13 protein-coding genes and 1 tRNA gene are annotated in these 18,423 nt (G+C 71.0%); 5 read left to right on the forward strand and 9 right to left on the reverse strand.

What is annotated here, in order from left to right; translation table 11 throughout:
• Positions 1-340 precede the first annotated feature (340 nt).
• Complete coding sequence (locus tag HMPREF3086_RS10560; protein ID WP_061914173.1) at positions 341-1,174, forward strand: HNH endonuclease family protein; 834 nt, start codon at positions 341-343, stop codon at positions 1,172-1,174.
• A gap of 84 nt (positions 1,175-1,258) precedes the next feature.
• Here the strand turns inward: HMPREF3086_RS10560 and HMPREF3086_RS10565 are convergent, their stop codons facing one another.
• The 4 genes from HMPREF3086_RS10565 to HMPREF3086_RS10580 all read right to left on the reverse strand — a co-directional run bounded on the left by HMPREF3086_RS10565 (position 1,259) and on the right by HMPREF3086_RS10580 (position 5,777).
• On the reverse strand, positions 1,259-2,149 hold the full coding sequence (locus HMPREF3086_RS10565; protein WP_063935382.1) for a hypothetical protein: 891 nt from the start codon (positions 2,147-2,149) through the stop codon (positions 1,259-1,261).
• Positions 2,150-2,232: 83 nt separating this feature from the next.
• On the reverse strand, positions 2,233-3,432 hold the full coding sequence (locus HMPREF3086_RS10570) for a CaiB/BaiF CoA transferase family protein (RefSeq protein ID WP_070721775.1): 1,200 nt from the start codon (positions 3,430-3,432) through the stop codon (positions 2,233-2,235).
• 12 nt (positions 3,433-3,444) lie between these two features.
• Positions 3,445-4,506, reverse strand: coding sequence for an acyl-CoA dehydrogenase family protein (locus HMPREF3086_RS10575; protein WP_070721773.1), 1,062 nt, complete (start codon positions 4,504-4,506; stop codon positions 3,445-3,447).
• Positions 4,507-4,610: 104 nt separating this feature from the next.
• Complete coding sequence (locus HMPREF3086_RS10580; protein WP_070721771.1) at positions 4,611-5,777, reverse strand: acyl-CoA dehydrogenase family protein; 1,167 nt, start codon at positions 5,775-5,777, stop codon at positions 4,611-4,613.
• A 256-nt stretch (positions 5,778-6,033) separates the two neighbouring features.
• Between HMPREF3086_RS10580 and HMPREF3086_RS10585 the strand changes: the two genes are divergently transcribed.
• Positions 6,034-6,732: an IclR family transcriptional regulator gene (locus HMPREF3086_RS10585; RefSeq protein WP_109148461.1), complete on the forward strand. Its 699-nt coding sequence runs from the start codon at positions 6,034-6,036 to the stop codon at positions 6,730-6,732.
• 24 nt (positions 6,733-6,756) lie between these two features.
• Here the strand turns inward: HMPREF3086_RS10585 and HMPREF3086_RS10590 are convergent, their stop codons facing one another.
• From HMPREF3086_RS10590 to HMPREF3086_RS10600, 3 genes are all read right to left on the reverse strand, one after another.
• A complete protein-coding gene (locus tag HMPREF3086_RS10590; protein ID WP_061227512.1) occupies positions 6,757-7,560 on the reverse strand; it encodes a crotonase/enoyl-CoA hydratase family protein in 804 nt (267 codons plus the stop codon).
• Between the two features lie 186 nt (positions 7,561-7,746).
• Positions 7,747-7,819: transfer RNA gene (locus tag HMPREF3086_RS10595), tRNA-Thr, on the reverse strand.
• A 122-nt stretch (positions 7,820-7,941) separates the two neighbouring features.
• On the reverse strand, positions 7,942-9,159 hold the full coding sequence (locus HMPREF3086_RS10600) for a DNA polymerase III subunit delta' (protein ID WP_061914165.1): 1,218 nt from the start codon (positions 9,157-9,159) through the stop codon (positions 7,942-7,944).
• Between the two features lie 72 nt (positions 9,160-9,231).
• Here HMPREF3086_RS10600 and HMPREF3086_RS10605 point away from each other — a divergent pair, with 72 nt between their 5' ends.
• The gene (locus HMPREF3086_RS10605) at positions 9,232-10,878 is read left to right on the forward strand and encodes an adenylate/guanylate cyclase domain-containing protein (protein ID WP_061227514.1); all 1,647 of its coding nucleotides are present in this window, start codon (positions 9,232-9,234) and stop codon (positions 10,876-10,878) included.
• Positions 10,879-10,893: 15 nt separating this feature from the next.
• Here HMPREF3086_RS10605 and topA read toward each other — a convergent pair whose 3' ends face one another.
• Positions 10,894-13,893, reverse strand: a complete 3,000-nt coding sequence (gene topA, locus HMPREF3086_RS10610) for a type I DNA topoisomerase (RefSeq protein WP_061914163.1) — start codon at positions 13,891-13,893, stop codon at positions 10,894-10,896.
• A 451-nt stretch (positions 13,894-14,344) separates the two neighbouring features.
• On the opposite strand from topA, the gene HMPREF3086_RS10615 reads away from it, so the two are divergent.
• Together HMPREF3086_RS10615 and HMPREF3086_RS10620 are read left to right on the forward strand one after the other, a co-directional pair.
• Positions 14,345-16,339 (forward strand): 2-oxoacid:acceptor oxidoreductase subunit alpha, encoded by a 1,995-nt coding sequence (locus HMPREF3086_RS10615; protein ID WP_061914161.1) that lies wholly within the window; start codon positions 14,345-14,347, stop codon positions 16,337-16,339.
• Positions 16,340-16,365: 26 nt separating this feature from the next.
• A complete protein-coding gene (locus tag HMPREF3086_RS10620; protein WP_061914159.1) occupies positions 16,366-17,436 on the forward strand; it encodes a 2-oxoacid:ferredoxin oxidoreductase subunit beta in 1,071 nt (356 codons plus the stop codon).
• A gap of 76 nt (positions 17,437-17,512) precedes the next feature.
• On the opposite strand, the gene HMPREF3086_RS10625 is transcribed toward HMPREF3086_RS10620, so the two are convergent.
• Entirely contained in the window at positions 17,513-18,298 is a 786-nt protein-coding gene (locus HMPREF3086_RS10625; protein ID WP_061914157.1) for an NRDE family protein, read from the reverse strand.
• Between the last annotated feature and the right edge of the window lie 125 nt (positions 18,299-18,423).

Here is an 18,423-nt window from a genome sequence, read left to right on the forward strand (position 1 = left end):
GGGCGGCATCGCGGGCAAGGCTAGCCGGATCCCGGGCCCCGGAGTCTTCGGTGTCCGCGCGCGTCGGCCGGGAAAGTCCGCACACGCCGCCTCGGCCACAGCCGCGCGCGGCCATGGCGTCTCGCCCGTCCCCCTGCGCAGGCCAGACGCCATGGCGAGGAGCGACGATGGATATCCCGCGCATCCACGGGAGCGAGACGCCAGCGCCGGGAGCGAGACGCCAGGGAGGAGAGCGGCTGTGGGCCGGGCCGCGTGCATGCGCTCGCGCTGATGCGCAGCCGCGTCTGCTGATGCCCTGCCGCGGGCGGGGATGTCCGAGGCCGTCGCTAGGGTGCCCCGCATGAGTTCCGGAACCCCTCGTGCAGTCGGTGCAGTCGTTCTCGGTGTGGCCATGCTGGCGGGGATCGGGTGGTGCGCGGAAGCCGAGGACGGCGCTCCCGGCACGACCGGAACTCCCCAGAGCTCGCAGGTCGATCCGGGCGGGCCCGTCTCGTCGTCGTCGCCGATCCCACCGGCCTCGCCCGCGCCGGACGCGGGCAAAACGGCCGACCCCGCGCCGCCGGCCGACCCCGCGCCGCCAGCGGACCTGTCGGGCGACCCGCAGGTCATCGCCGCGAAGGTGGCGCTACCGCAACTCGAGGTTAAGGGCCGTGCGCCCAGGACGGGCTACGACCGCGACCTGTTCGGCCAGTCCTGGACCGACGACGTGTCCGTCGAATTCGGGCGCAACGGCTGCGACACCCGCAACGACATCCTCAAGCGGGACCTCACGGACCTCACCTTCCGGCCGGGAACCCGCGACTGCGTGGTCCTCACCGGCGTCCTCGAGGGCCCGTACACCGGGGAGCGCATCGAGTTCACGCGCGGACAGGACACCTCCTCGGAGGTGCAGATCGACCACGTGGTGGCGCTGTCGGACGCGTGGCAGAAGGGCGCCCAGCAGCTCACCGAGGAACAGCGGCGCGATTTCGCCAACGACCCACTGAACCTCATGGCCGTGGCGGGGTGGGCCAATCAGCAGAAGGGCGACGGCGACACCGCCACATGGCTACCGCCGCGTCGCGAGTTCCGCTGCTCTTACGTGTCACGGCAGGTGCTGGTCAAGGAGCGCTACGGGCTGTGGGTGACGGCCGCCGAGCGCGACGCGATGGACCGGATCCTGGCGAGCTGCTGACGCCCGGGGGCCCGGCGGGCCGGGCGGACTACTGAGCGGCGCACCCGGGCTGATCGACCCGCCCGGGCTGATCGATCCGGCCGCTCAGAAGTCGAAGAAGCCGCCGCCGTCGCCGCCGAACAGACCCCCGTCGAAGAACCCGCCGCCGCCGTCTCCCCCTCCGCCATCGCCGCCGAAGAGCCCGCCGTCGAAGAAACCACCGCCGTCACCACCGGCGTCTCCGCCCTCGCCACCGTCGCCGCCGAACAGGCCGCCGTCGAAGAAGCCCTCGCCGTCGCCGCCGTCAGCGCCGCCCATGTCACCGACGTCGGCGCCGCCCTCGCCGACCCCGGCCGCGAAATCCTCACCGGAGTAGCCGACGCCCGCCATTCCGGCGAACAGCATGTTGAACATCATCATCGAGCCCATCATCCAGGCGCCGGTGGCCAGCGCGGACGCCCACCAGGGCTCCGAGTACCAGCCCGCGGGCACCGGGCGGCCCGCCACGACACCACCCGGGTAGTAGTGCGGGGTTTCGTCGCTCGGGTCGGTGGCGGCCTTCAACTTGCGGCCCTCGACCTCGACCTCGCGGTCCTCGGTCACCCGGCCGGCGCGATCCTGGCCGGGGGTCGGCGGCAGCTCAGGGCCGGGGTCGAGGCCCATCGCCGAACGGGCGGCGCGCACGTAGTACAGGCCCTCCAGCGCGGTGTCCTTGGCCAGCTGGGCCTGCACGGGCGTGCGCGCCTTCTCCAGCTCCGCCACGGCGGCGGTGTAGCGCTCGGAGGCGTCGGCCATCGCCTGCTTCGACGCCTCGTCCGTGCCGTCGAGATTGAAGACCTGCCCGCCGAGCCGCTCGATCCAGCGGGACGCCTCGGCGCGGTAGTCCTCGAGATGACGGTTGTGGTGCGCCTCCAGCTGCGTCTGGCCCTTGTTCTGGCTGCGGGAGATCACAGCGACGGCCACCGCGATCACTGCGGCGATGAGGAGGAATTCCACGACACGACCTTTCTCGGTACTGGTTCCGAGGGTACCGAGAACGCGGGTTCGGGCGCGCCGTCCCGCCGGGGTCAGGGGCGCCGTCAGGGGCGGCCGTCCCCGCCGCTCACCACGCCCGCCTCGCGCAGGCGGGCCACCTCCGCCCGGCCGATCCCGAACCCGGTGAGCACCTCGTCGGTATCCGCCCCGCGAGGGCGTGGGCCGAAACGGACGGACCCGGGCGTCTCGGACATCTTCACCGGAATCCCGACGCTGCGGTACCCCTCCCGCTCGACCACCATCTCGCGGTGCAGGACGTGCGGCATCTCGAGTGCCTCGCCGACCTGGTTGACCGCCCCGGAGGGCACTCCCGCGGCGCGGAGCCGAGCCGCGAGGTCTTCACGGCCGATCGAGCCGACGAGATCCCCGAGGATCACCCGGAGCTCCTCCGCGTGCGCGAGCCGGTCGGAGTTGGTGCGGAAACGGGAGTCGTCGGCGAGGTCGGGCGCGCCCAGCGCAGCCGCGAGGGAACGGAACTGGCGGTCGTTGCCGGCACCGATGAAGAAGGGCCCGTCCACGCACGAGAAGGTCTCGTAGGGGCAGATCGTCGGATGCGCCACGCCGGTCCGCACGGGCTGCTCCCCGCTGGCGAACCACTTCCCCGCGTGCGGGTGCAGGATCGACACAGCGTTGTCGAGCAGCGTGAGGTCGATCAACTGCCCGCGCCCGGTCGTCTGCCGGGCGTGCAGCGCGAGGAGGATGCCGTTCATCGCGTTGAGGCTGGTGACGATGTCCACGAGCGGGATGCCTATCCGCATCGCCGGGCCGTCGGGCTCACCGTTGATGCTCATCAGGCCGGACAGCGCCTGCAGGACGGCGTCGTAGCCCGGCGCCCCGCCCAGGGGGCCGTCGACGCCGTACCCGGTGATGCGGCAGTGGATGAGCCGCGGGAACCGTTCGGCGATCACGTCGTCCGCCAGCCCCCACCGCTCGAGGGTCCCGGCCTTGAAGTTCTCGATCACCACGTCCGCGCCCTCGAGCATCCGCCACAGCAGAGCCTGCCCGTCCGCGAGGCGCAGATCGATGCTCACGTTGCGCTTGTTGCGGTTGAGACCGTCGAAGTAGGCGCTGTGGTCCTCCCGCACGAACGGCGGCCCCCATCCGCGGGTCTCGTCCCCGTCCGGCGGCTCGACCTTGATGACATCGGCGCCGTGGTCGGCGAGCATCTGTCCACACAGGGGACCGGCGAGGACGCGGGACAGGTCCACCACCCGGATGTCGGTGAGCGCGCCGGTGCGCGGCATGTCGGTCACGGCTCAGGCTCCCGTCACGCGGTCGAGCCACGCGGCGGCGGCACCCTCGACCGCGGCGCCCTCGACGATCAGGGGCCACGCACCGTCCATGCCGTCGCGGACCGCCGCGTCGGCGAGCAGCGACTCCCAGTAGGCGGCCGAGCCGAACTCCCCACGCCACTGCAGCGCGGGCAGGGTCACGCGGTGCAGGGTGTGCTCGTGGGTCGTCCCGATCGCGCCGTGGACCTGGTGTGCGTTGCGGACGGCCACGGCGAGCGCCTGCGAGACGACGCTTCGCGCGACGGCCACCCGGAATCCGGACAGCGGACCGGCGAGGTCGGTGGCCAGTGCATCGGCGACGGCCTGATCGGCCGCCGCCCGGGCGAGGACGGTTTCCGCGGCGATGTCGACGACGAGGTTCTGCACCGACTGGAATCGGGCCAGTGGCCGGCCGAACTGGGTCCGCTCGGTGGTGTGCGCGACGGCCGAGTCGAGCATCCCCTCGGCGGCGCCCACGCACTGCACCGCTCGCGCCAACGCTCCCCGCAGGACTGCGACCTCCACCGGGCCCGGCTCGACGGCGGTCCACTCGACGTCCTCCGGCGGCGTCACGTCGGCCAGCGGGACCGCGGAGACCCCTCGCACCGCCGCGACGCCGGTCCGGCCGGTCGGTACGTCGGCCACCTCGTACCCGCCGGCCGGGCGGCCGCCCACCTCGTCGTCGTCCCCTGTCGCCCGTCGCACGAACAGGACGGTGTCGGTCGCGCCCGCCCAGGGAACCCCTCGCGCGTGTCCGTCTGGGCCGAGCACCGCGAGGGTCGCCGACCCGGTGGTGGTGTCGTCGAGCGCGGCAGCGCGGCGGAGGGGCCCGACGACGAGGTCGGTCTCGGCGTAGGGAACGGCCACTCCCGCGGCCGCGGACAGGCGGAGAAGGGCAGCCGCCTCGGCCCAACCGGCACCGCTGCCGCCTGAGGCCTCGGGGGCGGTGAGCCGGGCGAGGCCGACCTCGGCCAGGGTCCGCCACACTGCCGCGGGGTCCGGCTCGATGCCCGGGCCGGAGTGCTCGGCCAGGACGTCGCCCATCATGGCGAGGAGGTCCTCGTCGACGGCGAGGTCGGCGGTCGCGGCCTGCTGGTCCGACGTGGCGGCCTGCGGGTCAGTGGTGGTGTGCAGGTCAGTGGTGGCGTGGCTCATCGCATCCCCAGTCCCCGCGCGATCACGCCGCGCAGAATCTCGTTGGTCCCGCCGCGCAGCGTGAAGCCGGGGCGCTGATGGAGTCCGGCGCGGAGCAGGTCGGTCAGCTCGGACGATGCCGGGCCGCCGTCGCCCGGCCGGAACTCGTCGCCGAGGCCGGTGGAGACCGCATCGACGAGGTCCCCCTCCGTGGTGGTGCCGAGCAGCTTGACCAGCGCGGCGGCGGTATCGGCCGCCTCACCTCGCTGGAGCGCGCCGGCGATGTTCTGGCTCAGCGCGTGCAGGCCGGCCATCCGCGCCACCGACCGGCCCAGGTCCGCGCGGGCGGGCAGCGCTCCCTCCGCGACCGCCCCGATCTCGGCGGCGAGCAGGCGGAACGAGGACAGGAACCGCTCGGGGCCGCTGCGCTCGAAGGCGAGCTCGGAGTTGACCTGCTCCCAGCCGTTGCCGAGGGTGCCGAACACCATGGCGTCGGGAACGAACACCTCGTCGAGGATCACCTCGTTGAAGTGGTGGTCGCCCGACAGCGACACGATCGGCCGGATGGTCACCCCCTCGCTGCGCAGATCGACGATGAACTGGCTCAGGCCCGCGTGGCGGATCGTGGTGTCGAGGGGCTCGGTCCGGCAGAGGGCGATGAACGCCTCGGCGTGCTGGGCGCCGGACGTCCACACCTTGGTGCCGGTGATCGACCAGCCGCCGTCGACCTTCACGCCCTTCGTGCGGACGCTGGCGAGGTCGGAGCCCGAGTCCGGCTCGCTCATCCCGATGCCGAAGCAGCACTCGCCCGCCGCGATCCGGGGCAGGTACTCGCGCTTCTGCTCCTCGGTTCCGTAGCGCAGCAGCGACGGGGCGATCTGCCGGTCGGCGACCCACTGCGCTGCCACCGGTGCGCCCACGGAGAGCAGTTCCTCGGTGACGACGAAGCGCTCGAGGAACGTGCGTCCCCGACCGCCGTACTCGGTGGGGATCGTCATCCCGACCCATCCACGCTCGGCCAGTCGCCGGGTGAAGTCCTCGTCCCACTTGGTCAGCCAGGTGTCGATCCACGGGGTCAGTCGCCCCGCCGCGATCTCGTCCGCGAGGAAGGCACGGACCTCCGCCCGCAGGGCGGTCATCTGCTCCGACGCCAGGGTCGTGGGTGGGGCGAGCGCGGACCTCATCGGTGCTCCTCGGGTCGGGGTGCGGTGACCGGGGTTAGCCGGTTCGGGGATTCCCGGCGCCGATAGTGACCAGCGCCACGGGAACAGCATCGCACGGTCGCGAGTCTTACGCAATGACGGAATGGGGTACGTGTCTACGGATCACTGGGCTGTTTTCCGAGAGGCCGGATACTGTTACCTCATGACGGAGAGCGAGACGACGGGCGGCGATTCCGCGAGCGACGTCGGCCGGGCCACCGAACGACCACGCCACCGGATGGTCGACAGGGTCGCCGCGATCATGGAACTCGTCGCGCGTTCCGGCTCGGGGATGACGCTGACCGCGGTGGCCAAGGCCCTCGACGCGCCCATCAGCTCCACCCAGGGACTCCTCAACGGCCTGGTCGCCGTGGGATATCTCGACGAGCGGAACCGGATCTACACGCTCGGCACCGCCCCGTACCTGCTCAACGTGATCGCGGGACGCCCGCCCGTCACCTCGGTGTCCCACGAGCAGCTGGAGGCGCTGCACTCACAGACCGGGCTCACGACGACTCTGTCGACGGATGTCGGCGACGACCTGTTCTACGTGGACTTTGTCTCCTCCGACCCGCACTACGCCTACCTCGCGGAGAACAAACTGCGTCGCTCTCTGCTGCGGACCTCGTCCGGGTGGCTGCTCCTCGCGGACCGCGAGCGGCGGGACGTGTGGGCCTACCTCAACTCTCGGCCCCGCGAGGACGCCGAGTACGTCGACCGGTTCCTCGCCGCCCTCGACGACCTGATCGACACCGGGGTCTGCCGCGCGCCCGGGGTGGCCGTCGACGGCGGGGACGGGGTCTCCGTCGCACTGCGCGAGCGCGGCCGCACCATCGCGACGGTCGGCGTGATCGGCAGCCGAGCCGAGATCCTCGCCCGCAAGGACGAACTCGCGAGCGCGTGCCTCGAGCACGCGACCTCGTGGGGCCTCCGGTAGCCGAGGACCCGCGGCCGCCGCCGGCTACCGCCCCTCGTACCGACCGGCGCGCTTCTCCCCGAACGCCGCGAGCGCTTCGCGGTGATCCTCGGTGTGGTGGGCCAGGGCCTGCATCGACGCGGACAGCTCGAGCAGCGACTCCAGCGACTGGTGCTGGGACTCGCGGAGCAGCCGCTTGGCCATCCGCACCGAGTGCGGCGGGTTCTTGGCAACCCGCGCCGCGAGACCGCGAGCCGCGTCCATCAGGTCGTCGGGGTCGACCACCTGGTTGACCAGGCCCCACTCGGCGGCCTGCTCGGCCCGCACCCGGTCGCCGGTGAGAGCCATCTCCGCCGCGCGCGCCGGACCGATCGCCTTGGTGAGCAGCCAGGCCCCGCCGTCGCCGGGGATGATGCCCAGTTGCACGAAACTCTCCGCGAACCACGCGCTGGTGGACGCCACCCGCAGGTCGCACATCACCGCGAGATCGCACCCCGCCCCGACGGCCGGCCCGTTGACCGCGGCCACCACAGGGACCTCGCAGTGGTACAGGGCGCGGGGGATCCGCTGGATCCCGTGGCGGTAGCCGTCGCGGAGCTGATACGGCGAACCCCCGAACATGCCGGCCCGGTCGGCCATGTCCTTCACGTTGCCGCCCGCCGAGAACGCCGAACCCGCGCCGGTGAGCACCACGGCGCGCACATCATGGTCGGCATTGACCACCGCAACCTGCCCACAGAGGGCGTCGACGATGGCCGGATCCGAGATGGGGTTGCGGGTGTCCGGGAGGTTCAGGGTCCACGTCTCGATGTGGTCGGCTCGCTCGACGAGCAGGGGCGCTGAGGCCATGAGGGGACTTCTTTCGTGGTCGCGGAAACCGGCTCGCTATCTAACTACGTAAACCGTTACCCGACAGTATCGACCCGGCGCGTCACCGTCAACGATCACCGCCGTCTCGGGTCCGCCCGTACGCACGGTTGCGGAACGACAGAACCCCCGGCCGTGAGGACCGGGGGTCTGAGGAACTCTCTGCGGAGCCGCGTGTCGGAATCGAACCGACGACCTTTTCATTACGAGTGAAATGCTCTACCGACTGAGCTAACGCGGCGAGCCCTTGTGGGGCGACGCAACTATATCCGACGGACCCCCTGAGCCGAAAAACGGCCCGCGCCGGGACGCCTCCGCCGTCACTCCCCCGGCGCTCACGCCGGCCCACTCCAGCCTGGCGGGTCAGGAGCCGAGCGCCGCGCGAATCGCACCGACCATCGCCGACACCGCGAACTTCGGCTTGACGTTGACCTTGATCGCGGCCCGGCACTCCTGCACCGCCTCGATCGCCTTGAGGATCGAGGCAGCCGAATAGTGCCCGCCGAGGCGCGCAGCCTCCTCGGCCTTGTCGGGGTGGACCGCGGCGACGTCGCGGGCACCGAGCGCGACGATGAGTGCATCCCGGTAGAAGCCGGCCAGGTCGACCAGGGCGAGGTCCAGCGAGTCACGGGTGGAGCGGGTTCGCCGGGACTTCTGTGCACGTTCGAGTTCCTTGACCGCGCCCGTCGCCCCGCGGCCGGCGGACGCGGTGCCCTTACCTGTGCCGCCGGCGCCGAGGGCGGTACGTAATTCCTCGACCTCTCGCTCGTCCGACTCGGTGTTGCGCGCGAGCGCTTCCTGCTCGGCGGAACTGACGAGCCGGCTCGCGAGCGGGAAGGCCCGCCCGGGGTTGTGCATGACCATCGGCAGTTGGAGGACGACGTCCCGACGTTCGCGGGTCGCCTCATCGGTGGCCAACCACCGCGCCCGCCCCACGTGCCCGGAGGAAACCGAGGCGGCCCACCGCGCGAGATCCGGCTCGATCGCGTCGCCGTCGGCGAGAAGGACCCGCTCGACCGCCTCGGCGTTCGGCTGGCGCAGCGCGACGTTCCTCGACCGCGAGCGGAGTGTGACCATGATGTCCATCGGATCGGTGGTCGGCGAGCACAGCAGGAACACGGTCCGGCTCGGCGGCTCCTCCACCACCTTGAGCAGCGCGTTGCAGGACTGCTCCGTGAGCCGGTCCGCCTCCTCCACCACGACTATCTGCCACCGACCGGTCCCTGGACGGCTGGCCGCGCGGTGGATGGTCTCCTTGACGTCCTTGAGGAGGATGTTCACGCCCTGCGGGGCGAGCAGGTGGACGTCGGCATGAGTTCCCGCCAGGACGGTATGGCACGCGCGGCACCGACCGCACCCCACCACGTCGGGGTCCTCGCACTGCAGGGACGCCGCGAATGCCATTGCCGCCACACTGCGTCCGCTGCCCGGCGGCCCGGTGAACAACCACGCGTGGACCATGCGCGGGTCGGACTCGTCCCACCCCTGGCCCGGGACGCGGGCACGGGCGGCCGTCGCGGCAGCGGTCAGCTCCGCCACGACGTCGGCCTGTCCGGCCAATCGTTCGAACACCCCGGGCATGGCCCCACCTTATCCCCGCGGACCGACACACCTGAGCCCCCACCGGCACCGGCGCGAACTAGGCTGGGACCGATGGAGCGCTGGGTCAGGTTGTTCAGGTGGCTGTGGGCCACCCCCTGGCCCGTGTATGCGCTCACGATGGTGCAGGCCAACATCATCGGCGCGGTCTTCGTGTTCTCGTTCCTGCGCTTCGTGTTGCCGGTGGACCGGTTCCTGGACCTCGACGAGTTCCGGTTCCTCAACCAGTACCTCTTCATCGGCTACCTGGTGCTGGCCTTCATCGGCGGAGTCATCGCCTCCACACTGCTCCTGTTACCCGTGCTCAGAGTGGACCGGGCGGGCGCGGAGTTCGACGGCGCCATCCGCCGCCGCACCCTGCGTCTGCCGTTCCACCAGGCGATCATCTCGGGCACGATGTGGCTCATCGGGACCCTGCTGTTCGCCGCCGTCAACGTCGGGCACTCCCCCAGGCTCGCCCTCATCGTGTCGGTGACGAGCCTCCTGGGCGGGAGCACGACCGTCCTCATCTCCTATCTCCAGGCCGAGCGGATCATGCGGCCGATCACCGTGCGCGCGCTGGCCAGCGGCGTGCCGGCCAACCGGCACGTCCCCGGCGTCCGGCGCCGGATCTTCCTGGGCTGGGCGCTGACGACGGTCATCCCGATCGCGGGCATCCTGCTCATCCTCACCGGCCACTGGTTCGGACTGTTCGGTGACGACCCCGGGACCATCCTCGTCGCGCTGGCGGTCCTGGCGAGCGTCGCCGTCATCGCCGGCGCCATCGGCATGGGGCTGGTCTCGGACTCGATCGCCGACCCCGTCCGCGAGATGCAAGCGGGTGTCAGCCGCGTCAAGCAGGGCGACCTCGAGACGCGCGTGACGATCTACGACAGCTCGGAGATCGGCCGCCTGGCGCAGGGCTTCAACGAGATGGTGACCGGCTTGCAGGAGCGCGAGGCGATCCAGGACCTGTTCGGCCGCTACGTCGGCGAGGACGTTGCCCGCAACGCCCTCGAGCGCGGCACCGAACTCGGTGGGCAGGAGCGGGAGGTCGCGGTGCTGTTCGTGGACCTCACCGGGTCGACCGAGTTCGCGGCAGCACACGAGCCCGCCGAGGTCGTGTCGGTGCTCAACGAGTTCTTCCGGATCGCGGTCGAGGCCGTCGACTCCAACGGCGGGTACATCAACAAGTTTCAGGGAGACGCACTCCTCGCGGTCTTCGGCGCGCCCCTGGAGGTGGACAACGAGGCCGGCCGCGCCCTGCGCGCCGCCCGCGCACTGCAGAGCCGCCTCGCCGAGCTGTCGCCGCTCTCCGCGGGCATCGGCGTCTCCTACGGGACGGTCATCGCCGGGCACATCGGTCACGCCAAGCGGTTCGAGTACACGGTGATCGGCGACCCGGTCAACGAGGCCGCGCGCCTGACGACGTTGGCCAAGATGGAGCAGGGGCACGTGCTGGCCTCGGCGGCGACGATCCACCACGCGGACGGCCCGGAAGCCGCGCGGTGGGTGCTGGGCCAGAGCGTCGAGTTGCGCGGCCGCGGGATCATGACCCAGCTCGCTCGGCCCCTTCGCCCCACCCTGGCGGATCGGTGGCAGGCGGGCGACGCCGTACGGCGGTCCGCGACCGACGCCGGGTCCGTCGCATCCGCGGCGTCGGACGCACGCCCCGCCGCCGCTCCGGCAGCCGACGCGGTCGTCGACGACGCGACGCTCTGACCGACCCGCAGTCCGTCAGCGACGGGAGGAGGCCGCCTTCTTCGCCGGGGCTCTACGGGCGCCCGACTTCGTGGCGGGGGCCCTCTTGGCCGGCGGCGACTTGGCCCGACGCTCCGAGAGCAACTCGGCGGCCCGCGCATCGGTGAGACTCTCCACGGTGTCACCCTTGCGCAGAGACGCGTTGGTCTCGCCGTCGGTCACATAGGGGCCGAACCGGCCGTCCTTGACCAGCATCTGCTTGCCGGAGACCTCGTCGATCCCCATCTCGCGCAGTGCCTTGGGCGCAGCGGCCTGGCGGCCCCGACGCTTGGGCTCGGAGTAGATCTTCAGCGCCTCCTCGAGCGTCACCGTGAACACCGCGTCCTCGGACTCGAGGGTGCGCGAGTCGGTGCCCTTCTTCAGGTACGGCCCGTACCGGCCGAGCTGTGCGGTGATCTCCTCGCCGCTGGCGGGGTCGACGCCGACGACGCGGGGCAGTGACAGGAGCTTGAGCGCGTCCTCCAGCGTGACCGTCGCCGGGTCCATGGACTGCATGAGCGACCCGGTCCGCGGCTTGGGCCCGGTCGGGTTCTCGGAGTCCTTCTTCGCCTTGCGCGTGACCGCGGCCTTGGCCTTCGTGGCGGCCTTCTTGGCCTCCGCCTTGGCCTCGTCGTCCTTCGCCGCGGCGATCGCGGCGTCGCGCTCGGCGTCGATCCGCTTCTTCTCCGCCTCGGCGTCGGCGAGCACCTTCTTCGCCCACGCGGCCTTCTCGGCGTCGCTCGGCTCGGGCAGCTTCTCTGTGACGTAGGGCCCGTAGCGTCCGTCCTTGACGACGATCTCGTGCCCGGTCTCGGGGTCCACGCCCAGCGGACGCCCGTCCTGCGGGGTGGCGAAGAGCTTCTCGGCCACCTCCAGGGTGAGCTCGTCGGGGCTCATACCCTCGGGCAGGTTGGCGCGCTGCGACTCCTCTTCTCCGGACTCGCCCGTCACCATCCGCTCGAGGTACGGACCGTAGCGACCGACGCGCACGTAGACGGGGCGCCCCTCGGCGTCGTCGAACACGCGGATCGAGTTGATGCTGCGGGCGTCGATGGCCTCGAGGTTCACGTCGACGAGGTTCTTCAGCCCCACCGCGTAGTTCGAGTCCGCGTCGCCCTCACCCCCCTCGCCGTGGCCCCCCGGGCCACCGACGCCGAAGTAGAAGCGGCGCAGCCAGTCGCTCCGGTTCTCCCGACCCTCGGCGATCGCGTCGAGCTCGTCCTCCATGAGGGACGTGAAGTCGTAGTCGACGAGCCGGCCGAAGTTCTGCTCGAGCAACCCGACCACCGCGAACGCCACCCAGCTGGGCACGAGCGCGTTGCCGCGCGAGTAGACGTAGCCGCGGTCCTGGATGGTGCGGATGATGCTGGCGTAGGTCGACGGGCGTCCGATGCCCATCTCCTCCATCGCCTTGACGAGGCTGGCCTCGGTGTAGCGGGCCGGCGGGCTGGTGGTGTGGCCCTCGGGCAGGAGGTCCGAGCCGGTGAGGTGCTGTCCCTCGGACAGCTGCGGCAGGCGCCGTTCGGCGTCGTCGGCCATGGGCTTGTCGGCGGACTCGGCGGCATCGTCGGCGGCCTCGACGTAGGCCTTGAGGAAGCCGGGGAACGTGATGGTGCGGCCGGAGGCGGAGAAGGTGGCGCGGGAGTATCCGGAGGCGTTGGCCCCGGCCTCGCCGCTGATGCGGATGCTCACCGAGGTGCCGCGGGCGTCGGCCATCTGGGAGGCGACGGTGCGCTGCCAGATCAGCTCGTAGAGGCGGTACTCCTCCGCGTCCAGCACGCTGTGCAGCTGGCCGGGGGTGGCGAAGGTCTCGCCGGCGGGGCGGATGGCCTCGTGTGCCTCCTGCGAGTTCTTGACCTTGCGCGTGTACTGCCGCGGTGTGGGCGAGACGTACTCGCTGCCGTAGAGCTCCGTCGCCTGCGCGCGGGCGGCGGCGATGCCACCCTCGGACAGGGTGGTGGAGTCGGTTCGCATGTAGGTGATGTAGCCGTTCTCGTACAGCCGCTGCGCGATGCGCATGGTGCGCTCGGAGGTGTACCGGAGCTTGCGGCCGGCCTCCTGTTGGAGGGTCGAGGTCATGAACGGCGCGTAGGGGCGCCGTGTGTAGGGCTTGGACTCGACGGTGTCGACGACGAAGTCGGCACCGTCGAGAGCCCCGGCCAGCGCGCGGGCCGCGGGCTCGTCGAGCACGACGGAGTCCTTGGCTGCGCCGGTGGTCTTCAGCCTGCCGTCCGGGCCGAAGTCACGGCCCTGCGCCACCCGGGCGCCATCGACGGCGGAGAGCTTGGCCGTGAAGCTGCGTGGCTCACCGGCGTCACCTCCGGCCGAGCGCTGCGTCGCCAGGGTTGCGGTGATGTCCCAGTAGTCGGCGGCGACGAACGCCATTCGCTCGCGTTCACGCTCGACGATGACGCGGGTGGCCACCGACTGCACACGCCCGGCGGACAGCCGCGGCATGACCTTCTTCCACAGCACGGGCGAGACCTCGTATCCGTAGAGACGGTCGAGGATGCGGCGGGTCTCCTGGGCGTCGACGAGGTCGGTGTCCAGCTCGCGGGTGTTCTCGGCGGCGGCGAGGATGGCGGGCTTGGTGATCTCGTGGAACACCATGCGCTTGACGGGGACCTTGGGCTTGAGCACCTCGAGGAGATGCCAGGCGATCGCCTCACCCTCGCGGTCGGGGTCCGTCGCGAGCAGGAGCTGATCCACCCCCGCGAGCTCCTTCTTGAGCTCGGAGACCTTCTTCTTCTTGTCGGCGCTGACCACGTAGATGGGCTCGAAGTCGTCCTCCGGGTTCACGCCCAGCCGCGCCCACGGCTCCTTCTTGTACTTGGCCGGGATGTCCGCGGCGCCCTTGGGCAGGTCGCGGATGTGACCGACGGAAGCCTCGACCACATAGTCGGACCCCAGATAGGGCTGGATCTTGCGCGCCTTGGTGGCGGACTCGACGATCACCAGGCTCCGCTTGCCGCCCGATGCTGTCTTCTTGCTCGCCACTGGAGTGCTCCCAACCTGCGCTGATCCGTCGGCGACGCCCGCCGTCGACTCCGGTCCCGGTTACGGTACGCGTGCCGGAGCCTTTCCATACAGATTCATACCAGGCCGGTCCGTCACGGGAAGAAACGCGATCCAGCCCTGCGCGGGCACCGTGAGCACGCCCACCCGGACGCCACCACCCCCCGGGACGGTCCGGCCTATCCCTCTATATGCATCGCGCACTCGAGCGCCCCCTCGTCGTCGTTCCCCCCAGCGCACACCGTCGCGAGTGGCGGAGATAGACAGATCGGTCTACGATGAAGAGGAACATCCACGGCCGCGGATTGGAACCTGTTACATTTCCGGCAATTCGGCCGTGGCCGCGGGCTGCGCCCTAAAGGGCGTACCGTCGATGGCCGTACGGGAGCCACGACGAGTCCCGATCATCACGACTTTCTGGAGGTCAGCAGCGGTGGGCAATGCGTCCAAGACCAAGCTGGACAAGGTGGTCATCCGCATCGCGGGTGACTCGGGTGACGGCATGCAGCTCGCCGGTGACCAGTTCACGTCCGAGGCGGCCGCGTTCGGTAACGACCTGGCGACCCAGCCCAACTATCCGGCCGAGATCCGGGCTCCCCAGGGCACCATCCACGGCGTCTCAAGCTTCCAGATCCAGATCGCGGACTACGACATCCTCACCGCCGGTGACCGTCCCGACGTCCTGGTGGCGATGAACCCGGCCGCGCTGAAGGCCAACATCGGCGACCTGCCCTCGGGCGGGATCCTCATCGTCAACTCCGACGAGTTCACCAAGCGGAACCTGACGAAGGTGGGCTACGAGTCTAACCCGCTGGGCTCACCGGCGTTCGAGGCGTTCCAGGTGCACGAGGTCGCGATGAGCACGCTGACCATCGGCGCCGTGGAGTCGGTCGACATCGGCAAGAAGGACGCCGAGCGCTGCAAGAACATGTTCGCGCTCGGTCTGCTGATGTGGATGTACGGGCGCACGGTCGACTCGATCGAGAAGTTCCTGGCCGACAAGTTCGGCAAGAAGCCGACCATCCTCGAGGCCAACACCCTGGCGCTGCGGGCGGGCTGGAACTACGGCGAGACCACCGAGGCGTTCGCGTCGGAGTACGAGATCGCCCCCGCCAAGCTCCCCGCGGGCCGCTACCGTCAGGTCACCGGCAACACCGCCCTGGCCTACGGCCTGGTCACCGCCGGCATCTCGGCCGACATGCCGGTCTTCCTGGGCACCTACCCCATCACCCCGGCCTCGGACATCCTGCACGAGCTCAGCAAGCTCAAGCAGTTCGACGTGACCACCTTCCAGGCCGAGGACGAGATCGCCGGAATCGCCTCCGCGCTCGGCGCCTCCTATGGTGGCGCGCTGGGCGTGACCTCGACCTCCGGGCCGGGTCTGGCCCTGAAGTCCGAGGCGATCGGCCTGGCCGTCATGACCGAGTTGCCGTTGGTCATCATCGACGTCCAGCGCGGCGGTCCCTCGACCGGCCTGCCCACCAAGACCGAGCAGTCCGACCTGCTGCAGGCGCTGTTCGGCCGCAACGGTGAGTCGCCGGTGGCCGTGGTGGCCCCCCAGTCCCCCGCGGACTGCTTCGACGCCGCCCGCGAGGCCGCCCGCATCGCGGTCACCTACCGCACGCCGGTCATCCTGCTCTCGGACGGCGCGATCGCCAACGGCTCCGAGCCGTGGCTGCTGCCCGAGGTCGACGCGCTGCCGAAGATCGACAGGAACCTTGCCACCGCACCCGAGGCGGGCGAGGAGGGCGCGACGGTCCCCGACTACCTGCCCTACGCCCGTGACCCGGAGACCCTCGCCCGCGACTGGGCCGTGCCCGGTACCGCGGGCCTCGAGCACCGCATCGGTGGCCTGGAGAAGGCCAACGGCACCGGCAACATCTCCTACACGCCGGACAACCATGACCTGATGACCCGCACGCGCGCCCTGCGCATCGCGCGCATCGACGTGCCGGACCTCGAGGTCGACGACCCGTCGGGAGAGGCCGACGTCCTCGTCGTGGGATGGGGCTCGTCCTACGGCCCCATCGGCGAGGCCGTGCGCCGCGCCCGCGCCAACGGCCACCGCGTGGCCCGCGCACACGTGCGTCACCTCAACCCGCTGCCCCACAACATCGGCGAGGTGCTGGGGTGCTACCGCCGCGTGCTGGTGCCGGAGATGAACCTCGGTCAGCTGTCGATGCTGCTCAAGGCCCGCTTCCCCGCCAACATCCAGCCCATCACCAAGGTGCACGGCATGGCGTTCTCCGCCGAGGAGCTGCAGAACGCCATCGAAGCCGAGTTCGCCGGCCGCCTCTCCCACGCCGAGCACGACAAGTACCGTGTCGCGCTCGACGGGGTCGTCACCACCACCGGTGAGCCCGCGGCCCGCGCCCGGCAGATCGGTCACACCGCCACCGGCACCACCACCGCCAACCGAACCCGCTGAAACAGACGAGCGAGGAGAGGACCCCCATGACAACAACCGAACCCGGACTCGTCGGCACCAAGCTGCCGCTCGACGCGCTGTCCTCGGTCCCCAAGACCGACGCGCCGCAGAAGCCCAAGGACTACACCTCCGACCAGGAGGTGCGCTGGTGCCCGGGCTGTGGCGATTACGTCATCCTGGCCACCATCCGCGCGCTGCTGCCCAAGCTCGGCCTCAAGCGCGAGAACATCACCTTCATCTCCGGCATCGGTTGCTCGAGCCGCTTCCCGTACTACCTCGAGACGTACGGCATGCATTCGATCCACGGCCGCGCCCCGGCCATCGCCACCGGCCTGGCCACCACCCGCCCCGACCAGTCGGTGTGGGTCGTCACCGGCGACGGCGACGCCATGTCCATCGGCGGCAACCACCTGATCCACACCCTGCGCCGCAACGTGAACATGAACATCCTCATGTTCAACAACCGGATCTACGGCCTGACCAAGGGCCAGTACTCCCCCACCTCCGAAACCGGCAAGGTCACCAAGTCCAGCCCCATGGGCTCATTGGACCACCCGTTCAACACCCTGTCACTGGCACTGGGCGCCCAGGGCACCTTCGTGGCCCGCGCCCTGGACTCGGACCGCAAGGGCCTGACCGAGGTCCTCGAGGCCGCCGCCCGCCACCGCGGCACCAGCTTCGTGGAGATCATGCAGGACTGCCCGATCTTCAACGACGGCTCCTTCGACCTGCTGCGCAAGGAGGACGCCGCCGACCACCTCATCCCGGTGCGCCACGGCGAGAAGATCATCTTCGGCGACTCCGGCCAGCACTGCGTGGTCCGCCGCGGCTTCTCACTGGCCGTGGCCGCCACCGCGGACGTCGACGAGGCCGACATCGTGGTCCACGACGCCCACACCGACGACCCGACCTACGCCCACGCCCTGGCCAACCTGTCCAGCCAGGACCTGGAGTACACGGTCACCGGCATCATCCGCCAGGTCGCCCGCGACACCTACGACGACCTCGCCCGCGGGCAGGTCGAGCACGCCAAGCAGATCGCCACCAGCGATCTGCAGGCCCTCCTCGACGGCTCCAGCACCTGGACCGTCGAGTAGGACGCCGCACCGCCCGCGCCGCGTCCCGCGAGGCCGACGGCGCACGCGCCACCGCTCACGGTGGGCGGTCACCGGCTCACACGCGCCTGGTGACCGTCCCCGTGACGCGTCCGCGGGTGTCCCACGTGCGCTCGACCACGTCGGCGGAGCCGTGCTGGTCGACGCGCACGGCGGTGGTCGACCGGGTGCCGTACCGCCGACCGATGCGGACGAACCGCGCCGACAGGCGCCATTCGTGCGCCAGCGGTACGCCCGTGCGCGGCATCTTCCACGGTGCCGCGGGGCGGCGGTCGGCCAGCACGTCCATCAGTGCCCCGGACCAGTCCGGGTCCTCCATGACGTCGGTGCCCACGAGCGTCCTCACGTCGCGGACCGCACCCACCACCTTGGGCCAGGGAGTGTCCAGCGAGGCGTTCGACAACCCGTGGACACCGGTGCCGAGGGCAACCGGGCCGCGGGTCGACCGGTTGGACGCCCACCACATCCGGTCGAGGTCCCCGGCGAGGAGGTTGACGCCTCCGTAGCGATCGAGATCGGCGACGACGTGGTGGGCGAACTCCGTGACCGGCACCGGCCCGGTGAGCGCACCGACCGGCAGCTCGCCACGCGACGCCGGCGCGGGGATCGCCGGCCCGGGCTCGCGGACATTGGTGACCGCGGCGAACCGCCCGCCCGTCGCCAGTGCCATCCAGGTTCCACCGGCGGTGGCGTCCCGGCCGGCGACGACGTCCGCGACACCGTCGTGCTCCACCGTCCACTCGTGTAGCGGCTCGGTGGGCCGGGCGAGGTCCTCGTCCCGGTTGGCCACCACGATGAGCGGATAACGGGGGTGGACCCGTCGCGCGACCACGAGCATGCACATACCCCCACGGTACGTCGACCTGCGACGAGGCAGCGCGCGGCGGGGACGCGCCCTGCGTCAGCCGGGCCAGTGCTCCGCGGGCACCCCGGCGGGTGGCGCGCCGATGTTCTGCGCCAGCCGCGCCC

Origin of the sequence: Dietzia sp. HMSC21D01 (assembly GCF_001815995.1) — a bacterium.
In the GTDB taxonomy this organism is placed as follows: Bacteria; Actinomycetota; Actinomycetes; order Mycobacteriales; family Mycobacteriaceae; genus Dietzia; species Dietzia cinnamea.